The following is an 853-nucleotide window of genomic DNA, read 5'->3' as shown; positions in this document are numbered from 1 at the left end:
GGCCGTGGAAGCTGGCGCTGGAGGCGTCGACGTTGCAGCGGTTGTCGGGTGGGCGGCTGGTGCTCGGGGTGGGTATGGGGGTGCCTCGGGATTTCACTTCTTTCGGTGAGGCTGCGGATGCTCGGTCGCGGGCGGCGCGGATGACCGAGGGTGTCGAGGTGGTGCAGAAGTTGTTGTCGGGCAAGGTGGTTGAGCATCACGGCGAGGTGTACGACGTGTCGGGGGTGCGGTTCGCGCCGGTGGAGGTGCCGGTGTGGACGTCGGGGATCTGGCCGCGGAAGGTGCCGTTCCTGGCGGCGGCGCACGCGTCGGGGTTGTTCCCGATCATTCAGGACGGGTCTGGTGGGTTCGCGGTGGCGTCGGCGGAGCAGGCGGCGCGGATGAAGGCTGATTTCGTCGCGGCTGGTGGGCCTGCGGATGGGGATTTGGCGATTTGGGGTGGCGGGGCGCGGCCGTCGGCGGCGCAGGTGTCGGAGTATGCGGACGCTGGGGCGACGTGGTTGTTGCTGGATGGCTGGAAGGCGTCGCTGGATGAGCTGCGTTCGTATGTTTCTGCTGGTCCGCCGCGTTAGAACGATCTTGTCGGGGGTGCTTGGCACACTCGGGGCATGAGGTACGCGATCTATGTTCCGAACTTCGGTGCGTCGCTCGGTGATCCCTCGGTGCTGGTGTCGCTGGCGGTCGCCGCGGAATCGGCTGGGTGGGACGGTTTCTTCTTGTGGGATCACGTGGTTCGGCCGGATGAGACCGTTCTGGCTGATCCGTGGGTGACGTTGGGGGCGGTGGCGGCGCGGACGTCGTCGATTCGGTTGGGGCCGATGGTGACGTCGTTGGGGCGGCGCAGGCCGTGGAA

General features: G+C 67.4%; 2 protein-coding genes. Both read left to right on the top strand.

The genetic code is table 11. The features are described 5' to 3' along the window. A partial coding sequence (locus UK23_RS43940) for an LLM class flavin-dependent oxidoreductase (RefSeq protein WP_045317773.1) occupies nucleotides 1-572 on the top strand: 572 nt, incomplete at its 5' end. Nucleotides 573-608: 36 nt separating this feature from the next. After that, nucleotides 609-853, top strand: a 245-nt coding sequence (locus tag UK23_RS43935) for an LLM class flavin-dependent oxidoreductase (RefSeq protein WP_045317772.1), incomplete at its 3' end; no start/stop codon positions are given.

This window comes from Lentzea aerocolonigenes, assembly GCF_000955955.1.
Lineage (GTDB): Bacteria > Actinomycetota > Actinomycetes > Mycobacteriales > Pseudonocardiaceae > Lentzea > Lentzea aerocolonigenes_A.
The sequence above is the reverse complement of the archived record's forward strand: the minus strand, read 5'-3'. Positions and strand labels throughout refer to the sequence as shown.